Raw genomic sequence first — 19,015 nt, forward strand, 5'->3', positions numbered from 1 at the left:
CATGACTGTGCATCTCGAAGTGGCGGACGGCGTCGGCACGTTGCGGCTGGACCGTCCGCCCATGAACGCGCTGGACATCGCCACCCAGGACCGGCTGGGCGAGCTGGCCGGTGAGATCACCCGCCGGGACGACGTGCGGGCCGTGGTCATCCGCGGCAGTGAGAAGGTGTTCGCGGCCGGCGCGGACATCAAGGAGATGCGGGGGATGGACCACGCCGCAATGGTCGCGCGCGCCCGCGGCCTCCAGGACGCGTTCACCGCCATCGCGCGCCTCCCCATGCCGGTGGTCGCGGCCATCACCGGCTACGCGCTGGGCGGCGGCTGCGAGTTGGCGCTGTGCGCGGACGTGCGTCTCGCGGCCGAGGACGCCAAACTCGGCCAGCCCGAGATCCTGCTCGGCCTCATCCCGGGCGCGGGCGGCACCTGGGGGTACCGCCCGCTTGCGGGGGAGGCTGCCCCGGCTGATCGGCCCGTCCCGGGCCAAGGACCTGATCTTCACCGGGCGGCAGGTGAGGGCCCAGGAGGCCCTGGACATCGGCCTGGTGGACCGCGTCCTGCCGGCCGCAGACGTCTTCGCCGAGGCCCACGCCTGGGCGGCCCGGCTCGCCGCCGGACCGGCCATCGCGCTGCGCGCCGCCAAGGAGTCGGTGGACGCCGGCCTGGAGACGGACCTGGACACCGGCCTGACGATTGAACGCGGCTGGTTCGCGGGGCTGTTCGCCACCGAGGACCGCGCCTACGGAATGCACAGCTTCGTCACGGAGGGGCCCGGCAAGGCCCGTTTCTGGCCCCGGGACTGAAACGTCAGACTTGGCCGTGGGCATATGTGGGCGACCACGCCCGGATCACTCACCCCAGGAGGGTCAGTTACCACGGAACGGCCCTCGCGTGCGGCATATGCACGCCATGATGGGGGCATGGCAGCAGCGGCGGACACCCCCATGCGGGACGTCACCGAAGAGGACGGACTCACCGACACGGCGCTGGGGCTCGGCCGCGATCCGTCGGCCGGTGAGGTACGCCTCCCCTCCCTGCCCAGCTCGGCCCGTATCGCCCGGCGGCTGACCGGGCGCCTGCTCCAGCAGCGGTGGATGCTGCCGCCGGACCTGACCGAGGAGGCGGTGCTGCTCGTCTCCGAACTCGTGGGGAACGCCGTCCAGCACGCGGGCGCCGCCGTGTTCGGGCTCCGCATCCGCCGCCGCCGCGGCTGGATCCGCGTGGAGGTCCGCGACCCCTCCCGCGCCCTGCCCTGCCTGCTGCCGGTGCGCGAGATGGACGTGGACAGCGGCCGGGGCCTGTTCCTGGTGGACACCCTCGCCGACCGCTGGGGCGTGGATCTGCTGGCCGACGGGAAGTGCACCTGGTTCGAGATGCGGGTCCCCGGCCGCTGACGCGCCGTCTGGGGCGCCGGTGAAGTGGGCAGGGTAGGACCAATGCCGCTGTTCGAACATGTGCTGGAGGAACCATGGACCCGGAAGGCGCCTGGGAGTTCCGTGACGACCGCGGCCGGCTGGCCACCGCCCCGCGGCGACCCGCCAAGGTGGTCGCCTACATACAGCCGGGGGCGGCCCTGTGGGACCACGGTATCCGCCCCGCCGGCCTCTTCGGCTCCGCGCACGACGGTGCCGCACCCGACCCGGCCAAGGCGGGCACCCTGCCGCTGGACGACATCCCCTACTTCGGCTCCGGCGCCGCCCTGGACGAGGCGGCGCTGCTGGCGGCGGACCCCGACCTCGTGATCGCCGTCACCTACGACGGCGACGGCGTCTACGGCATCGACGCCGACGCGGCCAAGCGGCTGGAGGCGCGCGTGCCGCTGGTCGCGCTCGATGTGAGCGGCCGCCGGCCGCTCACCGCGACCCGGGAGCGGCTGACCGCCCTCGCCCACGCCCTGGGCGCGGCCACGCCGGCGGCGGCCGAGGCGGAAGTCGGCGACGCCGAGCGGCTGTTGCGCGCCGCCGCCGAGGCGCCCGGGGCGCCCCGGGCCCTGGCGCTGTCCCCCGCGGGCGAGGACCTGGTCCATCTCGCCCGGCCGGGGAGCTGGCCCGATCTCGCCGCCGTCGCGGGCCTCGGCGTCGCCCTGTGCGAACCGCCGCCCGGCGCCGGCCTCAACTGGGCGACCACCGACTGGCCGACGGCCGCCGCCCTGAACGCGCCGCTGTGGCTCGTGGACGCCCGCGCCAACGCCGCGCCGCTGCCCGCGCACCTCGCGGCGGGGATCCGGGTACTGCCGTGGAACCCGGAGCTCCCGCCCAGCCCCCGCGCCCACGCGCACTTCCACCGGACGCTCGCCGAGGCGCTCCGGGCGGCGGCGGACTGAGGTGCCTAGGGCCTGTGGGGAGTCGCGATCAAGGTGTCGGTTGAAGGCTGTGAAGCCAGATGACGGTGCCGCGGAGGTGGAGGGCGGCGAGGTAGCTGTCCGGCGTCTTGTCGTACCGGGCGGCGATCCCGCGCCACGCTTTGAGCTTGTTGATCAGGCGTTCGACGGTGTTGCGGTCCTTGTACAGGTCCGCATCGTGGGTGACCGGCCGTCCGCCGCGCCGTCCACGTGGTCGACCAGGCCCTGGTCACCCGCAAGCCCTCCCGCTTGTCGCATGTCGAGTCCGCCGGTCTCGCTCTCGTGGGTGTGACGGCGTGGGAGACGCTGGTCGAACGGGCCGGGGAAGCGGGTCCTGGTGCACGGCGGCGCGGGCGGGGTCGGTTCGGTTGCCATCCAGGTCGCACGTGCGCTGGGGGCTGAGGTGGTCACCACCGCGCGGGAGAGGGATCACGACGTCGTCTCCCGGCTGGGAGCGGACGTCACGATCGACTTCTCGGCTGCTGACTATGTGCCGCAGGTGCAGGCCCTGGGCGAGGTGGACGTCGTGTTGGACACGGTGGGCCGGGACACCCTCACCCGCAGTCCGCTGGTTCTGGCCGACCGAGGCCGCGTGGTGTCGATCGTGGACATTACCGAGCCGCGGAACCTTCTCGCCGATTGGGGCGTGAACGCGACCTACCATTTCCTCTTCGTCAGTCCCGGCCGGGCAAAACTCGAGGCCCTCGGCCGCCTGGTCGACCAGGACGAACTCCGGCCGGTGATCGGGCGCCGTGCTGCCGCTGGCCGACGTCGCCCACGCCCACAGCCTCTTGGTGGGCGGCTCCGTCGACGAAGGACGCGGACGCCCGCGCGGCAAGATCGCTCTTGTCGTGTATCCCGTGGACGAGTCCACGCACGGGGTGGCGCCCAGACTCTGAGCGACGCGACCGGGCCGAGGTGCGGAGCGGTAAGACCGGCGGCAGACTGGTCGCGGGGATCTGTGATCGGCCCGGCTGCTGTGTGCCGTGGGGCGCTGGACTCCCGCCTGACGGTCGAGAGTTGGCTCGCTACCGCGGTCCAGTGGCCGGGACGAGCAAGCCATCGGACATGCCGACCCCTCGGGTGCCGGCCCGACCCGCTCGCGGGAACCTCGGCCAGTTCGAGCGGTGGATGCGCCGCCGTTCCGGCTTCGGTGGAGCAGTGGCCTACCTGGTGATCCTTGTAGTCGTCATTCGTCCTACAACGTCACACACTGGCACGCGGGGCTCTCCCGGCTCACCGGAACCACCGCGGGCACCAGGCCCTGGCGCACGCCAGCCTCGACATGACCGCCGAGACCCTTATCAACTGACTGTCCGACCTGGGGTGCGACGTCCGCCGCAGCTACCGTGACCTCATCCATACCGCCTACGAGAACCTGGCAGTCGTCCCCGCCGTCCCGATCCCCGTCCACATCAGAAATGGCCAGTATGCGATCAGCGGCTACGTCACCACCGGTACTGACCGGCGCGAGCGCGGGAAACCCCGTGCCACGCCCCTGCGCGTCGAAGGAGGCAGGGGTGATTGGGAAGCGATCGACACCTCTGGATGACCGGCGAGCTCACCGACGCCGAGTTTGAGGACCACTTCATCGACGACGTCATCGTGCAGGACATCCGGAGGGGCGCCGCTTCGCCGGCGCGGCAGCGACAGAGCAGGAACACCGGCACCTGGTCTACCCCGAGGGCTTCGCTACGTGCGCACCGTGTGCCAGTCCAGGTCGGGCTCCCTGGCCACGGAAGGGTGGCTCCGGCCGGTGCGGGTCAGGGCGTGGACGTCCTCACAACAGCCTTCCGGCATGGTGCCTGACACGGGTGATCGGTCCCGTTGGACCGAAGGAATGGAGCACCTCGCGCAACTGTTGTTCTCCCGTGTGAGCGAAACGATTGCAGTAGTGGCAGGCGCATATGGCGGCCCTGAGGTCCTGTCGGTGATCGATGTCGCCGTCCCGGAGCCGAGGTCGAACGAGGTACGGATCAAGGTCCGCGCGGCCGGCGTCAATCCCTTCGACTACAAGTCGTACAGCGGTGCCTTCGGTGTCGATCCGGAGAGACTGCCGGTGCGGCTCGGTGTCGAGGCGGCGGGCGTGGTGACAGCGGTCGGTGCCGACGCGATCGGCCCCGCGGGTCCGATCGCGGTGGGTGACGAAGTGATCACCTACTCCGCGCCGGGTGCCTACGCCGCCGACATCGTGGTGCCGGCCTCGTCCGTGGTGCCGAAGCCTGTCGCCCTGTCCTGGGAGCAGGCCAGCGGGCTGCTGGCCGCCGGGGTCACCGCCGTACACACGCTTGAGGCGATCGGCTTGGGCAAGGGCGAGACGGTGCTGATCCACGGTGCCGCGGGGGGCGTCGGTCTCGTGGCCGTGCAGCTCGCGGTGGCACGCGGCGCGACGGTTGTGGCCACGGCGAGCCGGGGCAAGCACGACCTCCTGCGAGAGCTGGGAGCGATCCCGGTCGTCTACGGGCCGGGACTGGCGGACAGGGTGCGCGCGGTGGCGCCGGAGGGCGTGCACGCGGCTGCCGATCTCGTGGGCACCGAGGAGGCGGTGGACGTCTCTGTGGAGCTGGTGCCGGACCGCTTGCGTATCGCCACCATCGCGGGCCACGAGCGCGGGGCTCGCGCGGGAATCAAGCTCCTGGGTGGTGTGCCGGGCGCGGATCCCGGCACCGAGATCCGCCAAGCCGCCCGCCTGCAGCTCACGGAAGCCGCGACAGCAGGCCGCCTGCGCATCGTGATCGCGGACAGCTACCCCCTGCGCGAGGCCGCCACTGCCCACCGCGAGATCATGGCCGGCCACACCACGGGAAAGATCGTCCTGGTCCCGTAACCCGTTCCTGTCCCCGCACCGCTGAAGCCACACCGCGAGCGGCCGCCCGCGCAATCACCGGTCCCGGTACGCAACGGATCGGGTGCGTGGGCGGCATGCGACCAGCTCGTCAGGTGTCCATGTCCTCGTTCTTGGCGCTCCATTCGATCAGTGGATGCAGGACACGCATCAGGCTGGCGCCTTGTTCGGTGGGCCGGTACGTGATCTGGACCGGCGTCGTCGGTACCACGAGCCGCTCAATGAGTCGGTGCCCCTCGAGCTCACGCAGACGCTGGGACAGAAGGTGGTTCGAGATTCCGGGGATCCGCGCTCGGTAGTCGACGAATCGGCGCGCGCCCCGCATCGCCGCCAGGAGCACCGCGGCGCTCCACTTCTTGCCCACGATCTCGACCGAGCGCTGAAAACTGCGGCACACGTCGTCGTCGATGTGTTCGTAGCCCCCTTCCGGGCGGCTCTGGCCCGCGGTGGCGGACGAATCATCGGGCTGTCGAGGACCGGTCATACGGTCACGATACTGGAGCGTGTCACTTTTGATGACCTGGTCATGTCCCGTTTGTTGCCTGTGATCATCGCCGTGCAGCCTTGGTCCATGAACGCACACTCGGCCTGTCACCAGACGCTATGAACTACGGGCACGCGCTGAGGTTCGGACTGCACCTGCCCTCTGACGCCGACTGCGGGGCCGGCCGGTTGGTCGAAGTGGCGGGCCTGGCCGAGCAGTGGGGACTGGACTTGCTGGTCGTCCCGGCCGGAACCGCCGGCGACGATCTCGAACCGTCGACTGTGGCGTCCTGGATCGCCGCGGCGACGGTCTCTCTCGGACTGGTGCTGGAGGCACGCCCCGCCACCCTCCATCCGGCGATGCTCGCGGGAGCCGTCGCAAGCCTGGATCGGCTCACCGAAGGCAGGGTCGAACTGGCTTTCCGAGCGGGCCCGTCAGCCGCCGCGTCCGGGACAGCCGATTCGGTCGCGGCACTGGGTGAAGCGATCGCCGTCGTTCGCGAGCTCTGGAATGTCCTCGACCGTGGCCTTGGCCGGTTCACCGGCCGCTTCTACCGTCTCGCGGGAGCTGAGAAGGCCGCGCCCGCGCACGACGTGCCGATCTCCGTGGACGGCCAGGACCAAGACCTGCTCCGGCTGGTCGGGCTGCGGGCTGACGAGTGGTCGACGGGGTGCGACGCCGTCGCTCTGACGCAGGGCAACCGCGGAGTCGACGAGGCGGCGCGAGGGGCAGGCCGCGATCCCCGCGAGATCCGCAGACGGGTCACGATCCGCGGTGGCTTCGGCGAGCGGACAGGCAGGTTCACCGGGACCGCCGCGGACTGGGTGAACGACCTGCTGCCACTCGTCGTCGAGCACGGGGTGGGCACCATCGTGCTGGACACCGTGGAGCGAGACGTCGCGGCAGGCTTCGCGAGCGAGGTCGCCCCGGCCCTGCGGGCGGCCGTGGACGCGGTGCTTCCGCGCGGATGGTCGGGCGCGCGGGTCCGGCGGTCCGCCGTGCGCGCCAGGCGCCTGCCGGGGATCGACTACGAGAGCGCTCCGCCGGAGATGGCCGAGGTCGTCGAGCCCGGTGATCCGGCCTACGCCCGGCTGCGGTCCGGATACCTGCGCGGCGGTGCGCCCGGCGTCATCCTGCGGGCGGCGACGAACGAGCAGGTGACCCAGGCGCTCGCGTTCGCCCTCCGGCATCCCGGCGTGGCCCTGTCTCGGCGAAGCGCCGGACACGGGGTCTCCGGCCGCTCCACCAATCACGGCGGGATCGTCATCGACGTGTCACTGATGAATGCGATCGAGGTGCTCGACAGGAAGACACGCCGGGTGCGCATCGGCCCGGGTGCGCGCTGGGCCGAGGTGGCGGCCGCACTGGAGCCCTACGGCTGGGCGTTGAGTTCGGGTGACTACGGGGGCGTCGGGGTGGGCGGCCTCGCCACGGCGGGGGGCATCGGGTACCTCGCGCGTTGGCACGGACTGACCATCGACCGCCTGCGGGCCGTGGAGATGGTGCTCGCGGACGGCTCCGTCGTGCGGGCCGACGATTCGGAGAACCCCGATCTCTTCTGGGCCGTGCGAGGGGCGGGCGCGAACTTCGGGATCGTCACTGCCTTCGAGTTCGAGGCTGACGACGTGGGCGCGGTCGCCTTCGCCCGGCTCACCCAGGACGCGAGCGACCTCGAGCGCTACCTCGTCGAGTGGGGCCGGGCGGTCGAGGACTCACCGCGGGACCTCACCAGCTTCGTCATCGTGCCGCCCCCGCGCGGCGGGCGACCAGCGCTTGCGGTGAGCCGCACCATGGTCGACTCCTCGGACCCGGAGACCGTGCGCGCCCGGCTGGAGCCACTGGCCGCGATCTCCGCGATGTACGCCCAGGACATCGTCATCACCTCCTACGCGGCCGTGATGGACAACGCGAGCGACGACCCACCGGTCTCCCACGGTGAACCGGTCTCACGCAGCGGTCTGCTCCGGCACGTGACCCCGCAGTTCGCCGCGGTGGCGGCTCGCATGATCCGCAGCGGCGCGATCGGATGGTTCCAACTCCGCTCGGTCGGCGGCGCCGTCGCCGATGTTCCCGCGGACGCCACAGCCTACGCCCACCGCGACGCGAACTTCTCGCTGGTGGTGATGGGCGGTGCCGACGAGGTGGTCGACCGGGCCTGGGCCCGGCTGAGCCCTTTCCTCGACGGCCTCTACATCAGCTTCGAGTCCAGCCTCCGGCCCGAGCGGATCGCCGCGGCCTGGCCCCCACGGACCCTCTCGCGTCTGCGTGAGCTGAAGAGCGTCTACGACCCCGAGGGCGTGTTCGGCGACAACTTCGCCCTCACGCCCGCCGCGAACCACCCCGGAGGAAGCACCCCATGAGCGACTACGGCCACGAACTGTGGTTCGGCAGCTTCATCACCCCCACCGCCCGCCCGCCTCAGGCGCCGGTCGAGCTGGCCCAGACCTCCGAGAGGGCCGGCCTCGACCTGGTCAGCTTCCAGGACCACCCCTACCAGTCGGCGTTCCAGGACACCTGGACCCTGATGTCGTACGTTGCCGCACGCACCGAACGGATCCGGATCAGCGGCAACGTGCTGAGCCTTCCGCTGCGGCCCCCGGCCGTACTGGCCCGTGCCGCCGCGAGCCTGGACCGGCTGACCGGCGGGCGAGTCGAACTGGGCATCGGCGCGGGCGCGTTCTGGGACGGCATCGTCGCGATGGGAGGCCGCCGGCTCGAACCGGCCCAGGCCGTGCGGGCAGTGGAGGAGGCCGTGGACGTGATCCGGGGGCTGTGGGCCACCGACGAGACCGGTCCCCTCCGTGTCACCGGGGAGTTCTACACCGTGAACGGCGCCAAGCGCGGCCCGGCACCCGCCCATCGCATCCCGATCCGCATCGGTGCCTACAAGCCGCGCATGCTCCGGCTGACCGGCAAGATCGCCGACGGTTGGCTGCCCTCCCTGGGTTTCCTGCCCGAGGGCCCGGCATCGCTGCGCGCGATGAACGAGCAGATCGACGAGGCCGCATCCGCCGCCGGTCGAGAGCCCGCGGCGGTCAGCCGCCTGCTCAACCTGAGCGGCCGATTCACGTCCGGCGCCGGCGGCGGCCTGTTGCAGGGGACTCCCGGCGACTGGGCCGAACAGATCGCCGACCTCGCCCTGCAGTACGGCGTATCCGGGTTCATCCTCGCCTCGGACGAGCCTGCCGACCTGAACCTCTTCGGTCACGAGGTCGCGCCGCGCGCCCGCGAACTCGTCCAGTCCGAACGCGTGACGTGATGCGGTGGGCGCGTGGCGGGCCCGGTGACCAAGCTGCGACAGCGGCAGCGCCGACGGAGCTGTTCGGACGCCGCGAGGAGGCCGCGGTTCTCGACGGGCTGCTCTCGCAGGCCCGCGGCGGGAGCGGTGGCGCGCTCGTGGTGTGGGGCGAGCCGGGTATCGGCAAGTCAGCTCTGCTTCACCACGTGTACGGCCAGGCCGCGGACTTCGTCCGGCTGAGCCACTCGGCCACCCGGCCCGAGTCGGACCTGGCTTTCGCGGGGCTGCACGGGCTGCTGCGACCGCTGGCCGATCGTGTCGAACTGCTGGCGACGGCCCAGGCCGCCGCTGTGCGTACCGCGCTCGGGCTGAGCGGTGAGCCGACGGACCGCCTGGTGGTCGGGGCGGCCGTGCTGTCGCTGCTCTGCGGACTCGCCGAGCGGCAGCCCGTGCTCGTCGTGGTGGACGACGGGCAGTGGCTCGACGAGGCCACCGCGCTGTGCCTGGGGTTCGTCGCTCGACGCGTAGGAGCGCATCCCGTGGTCGTCGTGCTCGCCGATCACAGCGATCCGGCCGCCCGGCCCTGGGAAGGCGTGGCCGACGTGCGGGTCGACGGCCTGAGCGACGAGAGCGCGCGGCAGCTTGTGGCGGCCGTGGCGCCGCTCACCGACAAGGCGACGACGCGGAACATGGTCCGGGAGGCCGGGGGCAACCCCTTGGCGCTGCACGAACTGGCCACGCTCGGGGGCGACCTGGACGACGCCGAGCATCGCCGGAAGCGAGGACGACCGCCCGTCGGGCCGCGCCTGCAGCGGGCCTTCCGCGCCGGGATCGAGGCCCTGAGCCCCCCGGCGCAGCTGCTGACCGCGCTCGCGGCGGCCGAGGAGCACGGCGACCGACTCACGGTGCAGTGGGCCGGCCGTGCGTCGGGTGCCGGTGACGCTGTCTGGGAGGAAGTGACCAACGCGGGCCTGCTCCACGTGGCGGGCAACCGCGTCGGTTTCCGGCACCCCGTCGTGAGCAGAGCCATCTACGAGGGCTGCGGTGCCGCGACGAGGCGCCGGGCTCACCGCGCCCTGGCCGCCACGATGCCGGACGAGGCGGAGGAGCGCGCATGGCATCTCGCCGCCCTGGCCCACGGACGCGATGAGGACGTCGCGCGGCTCCTCGAACGGACCGCCGCCCGCTCCCGGCTCCGCGGGGCCACGAACACGGCGGCACGGGCATGGTGGCGGGCCGCCGAACTGTCGGCCGCACCGATCGACGCCTCACAACGCCTTGCCGAGGCGGCCAGGGCTGCCTGGGACGCCGGGTGGGCAGCCACGGCGGAGCGCCTGCTCGATGACGCGGAACGGTTGGCCCCCGGTGCTCACGTCGCCCGGCGGAGCCGGGGTCTGCGGGGGATCATGGAGTTCGCCCGGGGCATGCCCGAGATGGCGCACCACTTCCTGATCACCGACATGAAGCGCGTCCCGGAACCGGGAACGGCGCTGGAACTGGGCACGCTGGCCATGCGCGCCGCCTGGTCCGTCGGACGCGGCGACCTGCGGGACAGAGCGCTGGATCTGCTGCTCGAAGACGATGTCGGGGGCCGGACCGGATTACCCGGCACGCTTGCCTGGTGGAGCGACGACGTGTCTGCCGACGCGGCGCCGGCGGACCCCCCCGACCTCGGTGATGCCGCCGCGCGGGCCCGTACGACCATCCTGCCGTTGCTGCCGCCGACACCCCTCGCCCTGGCCTGGGGGATCGACAAGCCGATGGCGGATGCGCTGCGCCGCCGGCTACCGCACCTGCGGCGGCGCAGCGAGCACGCTCGGCTCGCCGCCGCCCTGGCCCAGACCGCGATGCTCGACAACGCTGCCGGCCGCTGGCCGCAATCGGAGTCCTCGGCCGCGGAGGGACTGCGGCTGGCCCAGGACCTGGGTGCCGACCACATCGCCTCCCACTGCCTCACCAGCCTGGGCTGGCTCGCCGCGGCGCGTGGTGACGAACGCGCCGTCGCGGAGGCCACCGCCAGGACTCTGGAGACGTCACTCCCGCAGGGCGTCCGCGCGCTGAGCGCCGCCGCGTACTGGAACCGCGGCATGGCCTCGCTGTTTCGCGAGCGTCCCGAGGAAGCACTGGACATCCTGGTGCGCCTGACCGAGCCGGGCCATGGCGCGGAACACCCGACCTTCGCGCTCCTGGCCGCTCTCGACACGGCCGAGGCGGCCGTGCGCGTCGGCAGAAGCGACCTCGCGGACGAACGGGTACGGGTGCTCGAAGCCTGGGCGCGGCGCACGGGAGCGCCGTGGGCCCGCTGTGCCGCGCACGTCACGCGCGGGCTCCTCGGCGGCGCCCGGGCCGAGGGTGCCTTCCGGGCCGCACTCGACGTGCCGGGTGCCCGATCCCACCCGCTGCTCTACGCGCGCGCTCAGTTGTCCTACGGCGAGTGGTTGCGACGGGGCCGCCGGCGGACCGATGCGCGCGTCCGGATCGGCGCCGCCTTGGAGGCGTTCGACCGGCTCGGTGCCGAGCCGCTGCGCCAACGCGCGCAGCGCGAGCAGGACCTCACCGGAGCGCCGGGACGCCGGGGAAGCTCGGACACCAGGGCGATGAACCGGCTCACCGCCCAGGAACAGCGAGTCGCCCAACTGGCCGCCGAACAGCTGACGAATCGCGAGATCGGCGTACAGCTGCGGATCAGCCACCGCACCGTGGGCCACCACCTCGGGAACGTGTTCGCCAAGCTCGGCATCAATACCCGAACCGAGCTGAGCGACCTCCACGCCGGTTGTGAGCCGCCGTGAGCGCAGGGAGGCCGCGGCGGAGCGGGCACGCGACGCCTGCGGCGGAAACGACGGATTGCCCGCCCGATTCGCTCACCGGCCCTGATTTGTAGCGTCGCTGACGTTGTCCCGCGGACCTGCGGCGAAACGCCGTGCGACGCATGACGAGAGGTCACCTCGTGCCCAAGTCCGAAACCCTGCCCCACGCGCGCCACTACATCGACGGGCAGTGGCAGGACTCCGGCTCCCGCGGCGAGTCACGCAGCCCCGCGACCAACGGCCTGCTCGGCACCTTCGCCGACGGCGGTGCGCGGGAGGCGAGGGCCGCCGTGGCCGCGGCCCGCAGGGCCTTCGACTCCACCGCCTGGTCCCGCGACCGTCACCGGCGTGCGGCAGCGCTGCACGAACTGGCCGACCGGCTCGAGCAGCGCAAGGACGAACTGATCACCCTCCTGGCGCGGGAGAACGGGAAAGTACTCGCCGAGGCGGCCCTCGAAGTCGAAGGCACCGTGCCCAAGCTCCGCTACCACGCGGCGCTTTCCCTCACCGACCACGGCAGGGCCGGGGAAGTGCGGCCCGGCATGTACTCGATGACCCTGCGCGAAGCCGCGGGCGTCGCCGCGGTGATCGTGCCGTGGAACTCACCGGTCATCCTCTCGGCGCGATCCTTCGCACCCGCCCTGGCCGCCGGCTGCACCGTGGTCATGAAGATGCCGGCGCAGACCGGCCTGGTCAACGGAGTGCTGAGCGAGATCATCGCCGACACGCCGAGCCTGGACCCGGGCGTGTTCAACGTCTTCACCGAGAGCGGAAACGCCGGGGCTCCGGAGCTGGTCTCCTCCCCGGACGTCGACGTGATCAGCTACACCGGCTCCACCGCGGTCGGCCGCGTGATCATGGAGCAGGCCGCCCCGACGCTGAAAACGCTGTCCATGGAGCTGGGCGGAAAGACGCCGATGCTCGTCTTCGACGACGCCGACCTGGACGCCGTCGTGCCCGTGCTCACCAAGGCCGTCACCATGTTCGCGGGCCAGTTCTGCATGACGGGCAGCCGGATGCTGGTCCAGCGCAGCGTGGCCGACGAACTCCGGCGGCGGCTCGTCGCCGCCCTCGAAACGGTCCGGGTCGGGCCCGGCGACGACCCCGCCAGCGAGATGGGCGCCATGATCGACGAAGGAAACGCCAAACGGGTCGAACAGACCGTGGCCGCCGCGGCCGACTACGCCACCGTCCTCGTGCGGGGCAAGCGGGATCGGGCGCTCCTCGGCCCGTCCCTGATCGAGGTCGCCGACGTGTCCTCGCCGATCGTGCAGCGCGAAGTGTTCGGGCCGGTCGCCACCTTCGAGGTGTTCGACTCCGAGGCCGACGCCGTGGCGCGTGCCAACGCCACCGAGTTCGGCCTGGCCGCGAGCATCTGGACCCGTGATGTCGACCGCCCCCTGCGCGTCGGCCGCGAACTGCGGGCCGGGACCGTCTGGACCAACACCTGGGCCATGGTCCACGACCAGTTCGAGGAGGGCGGCTTCAAGCAGTCGGGAGTGGGCCGCCTGAACGGCATCCGCGGGATCGAGGAATTCCAGGAGACCAAGCACCTCGTGCATGTGGCACCGCAGCTCTGACAGCTCTCGACGGCGGAGTGAGAATCGATGACCGAGACGGATGACGTCGGCCCGGCCGACGTCACCCTGCTGACCGCGCGCGCTGTGGAACCCGGCTACGAGCAGGACTTCCGGGAGTGGTTCGGGCGGGTGACCGACACCGCCTCAGCGTTTCCCGGACACCTGGGGGACGGATTGTTCCGGCCTGCCACGGCCGCCGGGCCATGGGTTCTGATCCACCGGTTCCGCGACCAGGAGTCCGCGCGGCACTGGACGACGTCACCTGAGCGGGCCGCACTGTTCGACCACTGCGAGGGCCATCATCAGAGCGAGGTGGCGCGTCGCGAACTCTCCGGAATGGAGACCCTGTTCACCACTGCGCACGACACGCCCACGACGGCGCCGCCTCGGTGGAAGATGGCGCTCGCCGCCTTCGCGGCCGTACTCCCGATCTCCCTGATCGGCAACGGTCTTCTGGGGCCGGCGCTCCGTGCTTGGCCGCTTGTGGCGCGGGTGCTGATGCTCGCGCTGCTGTTCAGTACGTTGATGACGTATCTGATGATGCCGGCTGTGACCCTCGTCCTGCGCCGTTGGCTCTATGCCGCCACCTCGACCGCGCGCGAGGGACCGACGCGATGACGCGGCCCCCGGGCGGACCGCGCCGTCTTGCGGCTCGGCTTTCAGCGGGACAGTTCCATCGTCTGACGCAGCAGTTCCAGGGCCTGGTCCACGCCTTGGTCGGCCAGGTGGACAAAGTCGACGAAGACGTGGTCGACGTCCGTCTCGTCTCCCGTACGGAGGATGATGTCCGCGATCTCCGGCACGGTTGACTCGGTGGTGGGGTTGACCCTCAGGATGGCGTCGATGCCGGCCGGGTCGCGGCCCTCGGCCTCGGCGAGGCGGCGAACTTCCCGCAGCGGCTGGTTGATCACGGCGGCGGGGTCGAATGCGGAGCCCCGGACGGGCACCGCGACGGGAAGTACGCCGTCCGCGCGGCGGGCCGCCCGGCGTCGGGAGGCCGGGGCGAAGCCGGACAGGTAGATCGCGGGCCGGGGGCGCTGGAGCGGCTTGGGCCCGATGTGGGCGGCGGGGAAGGTGTAGTGCCTGCCCTCGTGTCGCGCGACGGGCTCGGTGGTCCACACGGCTTCCAGCACGTCCAGACACTCGTCCAGCCGCGCGCCCCGCTCCTGCCAGGGAACGCCCACTCCCTGGTACTCCTCGGGCGACCAGCCGGTTCCGAGGCCGGTGATGAGACGGCCCTCGCTCACCACGTCGACACCGGTCAGCGACCGGGCGAGCAGCAAGGGGGAGTACCAGGGTGCGACGCGGGTGGATGTGCCCAGCAGCACCCGTTCGGTGACGCTCGCGGCAACGCTCAGCGCCACGAACGGGTCGAGCATGGTGCGCAGATAAATGTCCCGAATCGCGCTGCGCTCGATCGTTGTCCTGATCGTCGGGCTTCTTCGAGGATCATCCCGACCGAAGACGCACAGGCATGCCCACGCCACGCCTGCATTGAGCCTTTTCCAACCTGTCTGAGGCCGTGGGGCGTTGAGGTGGGGGCTGGGTGCGGGAAGGGGTGAAGCTCCTGGTAGATGGGTTGTCGACCAAGATTAACCTGTCCGCCCGGAGCTTCACGTGCTTGTCTACCCATCGGGGATCGATCTGTCCAGTTCTGCTCTCCGCTACCTGTCGGGCCTGCTGACGGCTCGGCGTCTGGAGCGCGGGACCCGATGGCGGCGCCTCCCGGCAGGCCGGCAGGCTCTGCTGGTCCTGGCCCATCTGCGATGCGGCCACACCTACGCGCAGCTCGCAGCCGGTTTCGGTGTCGGTACCACCACGGTCTACCGGTACGTCACCGAGGCCGTGGAGGTACTCGCCGCTCTCGCACCCGAGCTCGCCACGGCGATGAAGACCGCGTCGGCCAAGGCGTTCGTGATCCTGGACGGGACGCTGCTGCCCATCGACCGCATCGCCGCGGACCGGCCCTACTACTCGGGCAAACATCACCAGCACGGCATGAACGTCCAAGTCCTTGCCGATCCGTTCGGGCGCCTGCTGTGGGCCTCGCCCGCTCTGCCCGGAGCGGTCCACGACATCCGCGCCGCCCGCACCCACGGCATCATCGAGACGCTGACGAGTGTGAACCTGCCATGCTGGGCCGACAAGGCATATCGGGGTGCCGGCGGCACCATCCGCGTGCCCTACTGGGGACGGTGGGAGAAGCTGTCGGCCGGCCGGCAGGCCCACAACCGCTCCCACGCGAAGATCCGAGCCCTGGGAGAGCAAGCCGTCGCCACGTTGAAGTCCTGGCGGCTCCTGCGGAAGCTGCGGTGCAGCACGACCCGCATAACCGACCTGGTCAAAGCCGTCCTCACACTTCACCTGAGGTCCGCAGCCTGAGGTTGGAAAAGGCTCATTGCCGCTATGAGGGCCAGCTGTGCATCCGCGGCCAGCTGGTGTCGAATGCCACCTGAGCAGCCCGCGTCGTGGGGCACACATGGGCACGATTCGGCGATGCGGATGAGCGCTGCACGGCGCGGGGGAAGCGGTGGGCGAGCGACGCAGTCGGCGCCGCATTGAAGAAGAGGGATGGAGGGCAAGGTCCCGCTGGTCGGCAGAGTTCTTCGACATGGTGCGAGTCAGCTCTGTGTGATCAAGTCAGGGTTAGCTCGCGGATCGTCACCTCCTCGGGTCCTGCGGCAGTGCCTCTCCCGGGTTCAAAGATTGGAGTTCATTCGGTCGGGGCGGGACAGATGCTGCCGACGACCTGTTTCAGCGGCCCGTGTGATCGCCTCGAGTACCCGGTGGCGATCGAGTGCGACCGCGAAATCCGGCGCATCGGCGGTTCCGTCGCGGAGGTCGGCGGCGAACTGGGCGTAGAGGCGGGCGACCCCCGCTGCGGGTGCGTCGAGTTGCAGGTCAGGAGCCGCATAAGCGGGGGGGACCTGTAGCACTTGGACAGGCTCGCTGTCGCGGCGCAGCGTGATGGTGAAATCGGTGAAATGGATGTAGCCCGACGCCGACTCCACACGCACACTGCCCTCGGTGCCCTGGATCTCCCATACCATCGCCGAGCCGGCAGACTGCCCGGCACTGTAGTGCAGCGAAGTGACGATCCCGCCTTCGAGAACGCCGGCGACGACGATCTCATCCGGCGCGTCCTTCGGCAGCGACGCGCCATCGGAGAGGCGGACGCCATCACCGCGCTGATTGGCGACGACGGCGGACAGACTCTCGAACGTGCCGAGCACGCGCGCAAGCGGTTCGAGCCCGTGGCCGAGCATGATGCTCAGAAGCGTGGCGCCATGCTTTGCCTGAGCCATGTACTCGACCGGCGGGTCATATCGGCCGACCCACATGTCGTCGGTCAAATGCGCTCGGATGCTCGTGCTGAGCGGCTTGCCAATCACGCCTTGCGCGATGAGGTCGCGAAGGAAGAGGATCGGCGGGTGCAGACCGCCCTGCAACCCGACAACCGTCCGCAGCCGCCGCTCGCGGGCAAACCCCTCCAGCGCTTCGGCCTCCGATAGGTTTCTTGCGAGCGGCCATTCGCAATAAACTATCTTGCCCGCGGCCAGCGCGTCGGAAACAATCTGCTTGTGCTCCGGCACCTTGACCGCAACCACCACCAGGTCGACCTCCGGTCGCACGACCAGAGCCTCATGTGTGTCGAAGGCGAGATCGGCGCCCAGCCGACGAGCGGTCGCGTTCGCGCTCTCCATACGAGTCGTACTGACGGCGCGGATCTGGAACGCGTCGAGCGCCTGCAGCGCCGGGACGTGAGCAATTCCGCCCCAACCCCGATCGGCACTAGCCCCGATAAGGCCAACGCCGATCCGGGTATTTGCTGAATTCGTCATTAGGATACTCCTGCCGCGTGCAGCCCCGGCAACACTCTCCGGGCTGCGTCACGATTATTCGTTTTCCGGAGAAATGCGTGGGCACTCGGGCTCACCACGGCGAGCGAGCAATTATTGCCGCTCGCGTAGCAGCCGCGGGGTTTGAGCCCGAGTGACCCTAGCGCAGGTTTTACACGTGAGACCAGTGGGCCTCAAGTTCGCGCGCGACATCGGCCGGACGCTCTATCATCGGCCAGTGCGAGCTGCGCAGCTTGAAGACGGCACGTGCGCGTGTGGCATTACCGAGCTCGTCGGCGAAACGGTGAGGAAGAAACGGATCGTCCAGGCCCCAGATCACTAGCGCTGGTGCGGTCACGTTGCTCAAACCTGGCTTCCACTCCGCCCCGACCTCGATCGCCGAACGGTAAAGGGCGAGAATGCTTGCTCTCATAGTGGCATCGAGATGCCGGACCGATTCGTTTGCCGCGTCGCGCGGCATCTGCGCCTCGTTGAGGCTTGCTGCGAACGCCTCGAGGTCGAGGTCCGCCATCCATTGCTCGCCCTCGCGTGGCGTTTGCCAGATCTTGGCAAGATAGTGCCACGGATACTCCGGATCGATTGGTCCGCTGATGCCTGTCCATGTCCGCACCAGATCTGGTCGGATAGACGCGAGACGGCCCGTGAGCAGAGACCCCCAATCATGACCGACCAGGTCGACGGGTTCGCCGATTTCTTCGATCTTCTCAATAAGCCAATCGAGATACTCTTCTTTCGTCGACGTGAATCCCGCTGGTAGGGGTACGCCAAACCCGGGGAGATCGATCGTCACAATATCTTCGCGTTGAAGATGGGAACGGACGGTGTCCCAAAGCCGGTGGGTGTCAGGTACACCATGGACGAGGACTGCAGGCATTTCGGATTCTCCAATTGATTGTTGTCGTGGTTGAATGGCCGGTCGGCCGATTCAGGGAAGGAGGATGACTTTGCCGTGGGTGTGGCCCGTGGCGACGAGGCGATGAGCGTCCGCGGCCTCGTCGAGTGGGAAGCTCCGGCCGATGCGTGCGGTCCATGCGCCGGCGGCGATCAGATCCAGGGCTTCCTGGACAGGGCCGCGGTTGCGGTTCCCGCTGCCCCCGGGGCTGAATGCGACGCCGTGTTGTGCGGCATCGCGGTCGGCGAGCGTCACGATCCGGTCGGGGCCGCCGAGAAGATCGACGAGGGCGGGAAGGAGCCCCTTGCCGGCGGTGTCGAGCGCGGCGTCGACCCCGCCCGGAGCGGCGGCACGGATGCGATCGACCAGGCCCGGGCCGTGGGCGACAGGAGTCGCTCCGAGACTCCTGACGAAGTCGGCGTTGGCAGTCCCGGCGACGCCGATCACCGTCACACCGCGCTGTCGCGCGAACTGCACGGCGGCGCCGCCCAGAGCACCGCTCGCGCCGGTGACCACGAGCGTTTCACCCGGGCGAATGTTCAGAAGCCCGAGAGCCCTCGCCGCGTTGTCGGCGCCGATGACAGTAGCCGCGGCCTCCTCGAAGGAAACGCCGTCGGGGATCACCGCGAAGTTGCTGCTGACCGTGTACTCGGCGTAGGAGCCCTGGGTGGCGGAGTCCGGCCACCCGGCGACGCGGTCGCCGACCACGCCCACGTCGACGCCCGGGCCGACCGCCTCGACGACGCCGGCGAACTCGAATCCGATGATGGCGGGAGCACGCAGGCGGAACGCTCCGGCGCGTGCCTGGATCTCCGCCGGGTTCACCCCGGCGGCGTGAACCCGCACCAGTACCTGACCCGGACCCGGCACCGGTCGCGGAGCCTCCGCAACCTGCAACACGGAGGGTTCGCCGAAGGAGGTGATGACGACGGCTTTCATGGTGATCCTTCTCGTATACGAGGGTCATT

Annotated in this window: 14 protein-coding genes and 3 pseudogenes; 11 read left to right on the forward strand and 6 right to left on the reverse strand. The window is 70.5% G+C overall.

Annotation, left to right across the window (positions count from 1 at the left end):
- Window position 1 precedes the first annotated feature (1 nt).
- From RM590_RS01385 to RM590_RS01395, 3 genes and pseudogenes are all read left to right on the forward strand, one after another.
- Window positions 2-800: pseudogene (locus RM590_RS01385) on the forward strand (enoyl-CoA hydratase/isomerase family protein).
- 117 nt (window positions 801-917) lie between these two features.
- Window positions 918-1,391: an ATP-binding protein gene (locus tag RM590_RS01390; protein WP_394813754.1), complete on the forward strand. Its 474-nt coding sequence runs from the start codon at window positions 918-920 to the stop codon at window positions 1,389-1,391.
- Window positions 1,392-1,465: 74 nt separating this feature from the next.
- Window positions 1,466-2,320, forward strand: coding sequence for an ABC transporter substrate-binding protein (locus RM590_RS01395; protein WP_311702429.1), 855 nt, complete (start codon window positions 1,466-1,468; stop codon window positions 2,318-2,320).
- A gap of 28 nt (window positions 2,321-2,348) precedes the next feature.
- Here RM590_RS01395 and RM590_RS01400 read toward each other — a convergent pair.
- A pseudogene (locus tag RM590_RS01400) lies at window positions 2,349-2,555 on the reverse strand (IS5-like element ISMt1 family transposase); the annotation flags it as partial.
- On the opposite strand from RM590_RS01400, the pseudogene RM590_RS01405 reads away from it, so the two are divergent.
- A pseudogene (locus tag RM590_RS01405) lies at window positions 2,546-3,237 on the forward strand (zinc-binding dehydrogenase); the annotation flags it as partial. The pseudogenes RM590_RS01400 and RM590_RS01405 sit on opposite strands and share 10 nt — an antisense overlap.
- Before the next feature lie 995 nt (window positions 3,238-4,232).
- A complete protein-coding gene (locus RM590_RS01410) occupies window positions 4,233-5,165 on the forward strand; it encodes a quinone oxidoreductase family protein (RefSeq protein WP_311702822.1) in 933 nt (310 codons plus the stop codon).
- Between the two features lie 109 nt (window positions 5,166-5,274).
- Here the strand turns inward: RM590_RS01410 and RM590_RS01415 are convergent, their stop codons facing one another.
- Window positions 5,275-5,667, reverse strand: coding sequence for a winged helix-turn-helix transcriptional regulator (locus tag RM590_RS01415; RefSeq protein ID WP_311702430.1), 393 nt, complete (start codon window positions 5,665-5,667; stop codon window positions 5,275-5,277).
- A gap of 119 nt (window positions 5,668-5,786) precedes the next feature.
- Between RM590_RS01415 and RM590_RS01420 the strand changes: the two genes are divergently transcribed.
- From RM590_RS01420 to RM590_RS01440, 5 genes are all read left to right on the forward strand, one after another.
- Complete coding sequence (locus RM590_RS01420) at window positions 5,787-8,027, forward strand: LLM class flavin-dependent oxidoreductase (RefSeq protein ID WP_311702431.1); 2,241 nt, start codon at window positions 5,787-5,789, stop codon at window positions 8,025-8,027.
- Window positions 8,024-8,926 carry an LLM class flavin-dependent oxidoreductase gene (locus RM590_RS01425; protein WP_030742563.1) on the forward strand — a complete coding sequence of 301 codons (903 nt, stop codon included), beginning with the start codon at window positions 8,024-8,026 and terminating at the stop codon, window positions 8,924-8,926. Before RM590_RS01420 ends, RM590_RS01425 begins: the two co-directional genes overlap by 4 nt.
- On the forward strand, window positions 8,926-11,697 hold the full coding sequence (locus RM590_RS01430) for a helix-turn-helix transcriptional regulator (protein WP_311702434.1): 2,772 nt from the start codon (window positions 8,926-8,928) through the stop codon (window positions 11,695-11,697). Before RM590_RS01425 ends, RM590_RS01430 begins: the two co-directional genes overlap by 1 nt.
- A 140-nt stretch (window positions 11,698-11,837) precedes the next feature.
- Window positions 11,838-13,295, forward strand: coding sequence for an aldehyde dehydrogenase family protein (locus RM590_RS01435; RefSeq protein ID WP_311702435.1), 1,458 nt, complete (start codon window positions 11,838-11,840; stop codon window positions 13,293-13,295).
- 27 nt (window positions 13,296-13,322) lie between these two features.
- A complete protein-coding gene (locus RM590_RS01440; protein WP_125768477.1) occupies window positions 13,323-13,913 on the forward strand; it encodes an antibiotic biosynthesis monooxygenase in 591 nt (196 codons plus the stop codon).
- A 41-nt stretch (window positions 13,914-13,954) separates the two neighbouring features.
- On the opposite strand, the gene RM590_RS01445 is transcribed toward RM590_RS01440, so the two are convergent.
- Complete coding sequence (locus tag RM590_RS01445; protein WP_311702437.1) at window positions 13,955-14,782, reverse strand: TIGR03619 family F420-dependent LLM class oxidoreductase; 828 nt, start codon at window positions 14,780-14,782, stop codon at window positions 13,955-13,957.
- A 130-nt stretch (window positions 14,783-14,912) separates the two neighbouring features.
- Between RM590_RS01445 and RM590_RS01450 the strand changes: the two genes are divergently transcribed.
- Complete coding sequence (locus RM590_RS01450) at window positions 14,913-15,677, forward strand: transposase family protein (RefSeq protein WP_311702438.1); 765 nt, start codon at window positions 14,913-14,915, stop codon at window positions 15,675-15,677.
- A 317-nt stretch (window positions 15,678-15,994) separates the two neighbouring features.
- Here the strand turns inward: RM590_RS01450 and RM590_RS01455 are convergent, their stop codons facing one another.
- The 3 genes from RM590_RS01455 to RM590_RS01465 all read right to left on the reverse strand — a co-directional run bounded on the left by RM590_RS01455 (window position 15,995) and on the right by RM590_RS01465 (window position 18,986).
- Entirely contained in the window at window positions 15,995-17,137 is a 1,143-nt protein-coding gene (locus RM590_RS01455; protein WP_311702439.1) for a Gfo/Idh/MocA family protein, read from the reverse strand.
- 169 nt (window positions 17,138-17,306) lie between these two features.
- Window positions 17,307-18,029, reverse strand: coding sequence for an alpha/beta fold hydrolase (locus tag RM590_RS01460; protein ID WP_311702440.1), 723 nt, complete (start codon window positions 18,027-18,029; stop codon window positions 17,307-17,309).
- Between the two features lie 51 nt (window positions 18,030-18,080).
- The gene (locus tag RM590_RS01465; protein WP_311702442.1) at window positions 18,081-18,986 is read right to left on the reverse strand and encodes an NADP-dependent oxidoreductase; all 906 of its coding nucleotides are present in this window, start codon (window positions 18,984-18,986) and stop codon (window positions 18,081-18,083) included.
- Between the last annotated feature and the right edge of the window lie 29 nt (window positions 18,987-19,015).

Source organism: Streptomyces litchfieldiae, assembly GCF_031845365.1.
Classification (GTDB): domain Bacteria; phylum Actinomycetota; class Actinomycetes; order Streptomycetales; family Streptomycetaceae; genus Streptomyces; species Streptomyces litchfieldiae.